We start from the raw sequence: 1,790 nt of genomic DNA on the forward strand, positions 1-1,790 counted from the left end.
GGTGAAGGTGGTCAGCGATGATGCCAAAATATGCTCTCTCGAACTTCGGTCCGTCCGATATAGGCGCTGCAACAAGGCTTTGAAATGGCTTCAGAGATCGGCCGGCGTCAGGAACGCTTCGAGATAGCCGGTGCCTTGGGCGGCGCTGGCAAGATCGCCGTCGAAGCGGACGACCGCCAGGCCCGCGGTCGGGAACCCATGGTTCAGCGTGGCCCGCGCAGCCTCGTCGCCGCCGCCCGAAACTGCCATGGCAAGGTCTTCCATCATCGGGTTGTGGCCGATGACCAGCAACGAGCCCGATCCGCCATTGTTCCTGATAAGGTTGAGATAACCGGCCGCGTCCGCGCTGTAGAGCCCGTCGAAGAACAGGACCCGGCCGGTGTCGGTCTGGCCGGCCAGGCCTTCCAGCGTCTCTTTGGCGCGTTTGGCGTTGGAGCACAGCGTCCGGTCCGGAACATAGAGGCGGGAGCGCATGGCGGCGCCTATCATTTCGGCATCGGCGCGGCCGGACGCATCGAGCGGACGGTCGAAATCGCGCATGCCGGGCAATGCCCAGCCAGCCTTGGCATGTCGCAACAGATAAAGCCTGCTCACCCAACCTCCGAATGCCGAAGCCTTCCGGGATTAGCCACGAGAACGGCGTCGCGCACAATGGCCCGTGCTCTTCAAACACGGCGAATCAGCCAACGCTGGCTGCTGCAAAATGCGCTTGCATATCGGCCCCGGGGGCACCGCGATCAGGGAAAATATGCGTCACCGGATCCAAAGTGTCGCGGCGGAGTTTGTACCAAAGCGACCGTACGCGGCTGCAAAGACGCGTGCCCGGGTACTTTAACAATTGCGTGAAACAGCGGCCGATTGCGCTTGTGCAGGCGTCGGACGACGAATATATAGGCGCCAAATTTGGGGCAGTTTGGGTGAGTCGAATGAACGACATCGTTACCGCCGATTACGTACCCTCCGAAGACGAGCCGTTCATGAACGAGCGGCAGAAATCCTACTTCCGCTCAAAGCTCGTCACCTGGAAGAATGACATATTGCGCGAAGCGCGCGAAACACTGGAAATCCTGCAGCAAGAAAACGCCAACCACCCCGATCTGGCCGATCGCGCCTCTTCGGAAACCGACCGGGCCATCGAACTCAGGGCCCGCGACCGTCAGCGCAAGCTCATTGCAAAGATCGATTCCGCCCTGCAACGCATCGACGAAGGCACCTACGGCTATTGCGAAGAAACCGGCGAGCCGATCGCGCTGAAGCGGCTCGATGCACGTCCGATCGCGACATTGTCGATCGAAGCGCAGGAGCGGCATGAGCGCCGCGAAAAAGTCTATCGCGACGACTGAAGCTCACGGCCGGCTGTCTCGAACGAACTCGATTCTGAAAATGGCCGGTTTTCCGGCCATTTTCATTGGTGCGGCATCCACCGCTCAGGGCGCGCGAAGATCGAAAACCCTCGGGGCTTCGGACGAGGTGGTTCGGCAGCCGGACCGGCGACGGTGTTTCGCGGGGATAGCGACCCGGCGGTCGCTCATTTCTTCTGGCTGGAGAGTTCACCGAGAAGCTTGGTCATCTCGTCGTCGAGCGACTGCGGCGCCGCCGGCTTGCCCACCTGGCCGCCCGAACGGGGCTGGTCCAGCGATACTTCAAGTTCTCTCATCAGCGTGTCGTCGATGCTGTCCTGCACCGGCTGCGGTGGTGGCGGGGCGTGCCGGGCGGTGTTGGCGTTGGCGGAGCCGTAGGCGGGCAACGGCGTGACATTGGTCGGCTGGTAGCTTTGCGTTGCCGGCTTC

The 1,790-nt window shown here is 62.0% G+C and carries 2 protein-coding genes and 1 pseudogene; 1 reads left to right on the plus strand and 2 read right to left on the minus strand.

Going from position 1 to position 1,790, the window contains the following annotated elements; all coding sequences use genetic code 11:
• Window positions 1-90: 90 nt before the first annotated feature.
• Entirely contained in the window at window positions 91-594 is a 504-nt protein-coding gene (locus ENZ75_RS30725; protein ID WP_063167923.1) for a histidine phosphatase family protein, read from the minus strand.
• Between the two features lie 332 nt (window positions 595-926).
• Here ENZ75_RS30725 and dksA point away from each other — a divergent pair, with 332 nt between their 5' ends.
• Window positions 927-1,343, plus strand: coding sequence for an RNA polymerase-binding protein DksA (gene dksA / locus ENZ75_RS30730; protein WP_013531862.1), 417 nt, complete (start codon window positions 927-929; stop codon window positions 1,341-1,343).
• A gap of 185 nt (window positions 1,344-1,528) precedes the next feature.
• On the opposite strand, the pseudogene ENZ75_RS30735 reads toward dksA, so the two are convergent.
• Window positions 1,529-1,790, minus strand: a pseudogene (locus ENZ75_RS30735) (hypothetical protein); the annotation flags it as partial.

Source organism: Mesorhizobium sp. M7A.F.Ca.CA.002.04.1.1, assembly GCF_004022805.1.
GTDB lineage: Bacteria > Pseudomonadota > Alphaproteobacteria > Rhizobiales > Rhizobiaceae > Mesorhizobium > Mesorhizobium ciceri.

What these genes read in the sequence shown, in the direction of transcription:
- dksA (WP_013531862.1), top strand. Translation starts at nt 927, where the DNA reads ATGAACGACATCGTTACCGCCGATTACGTACCCTCCGAAGACGAGCCG.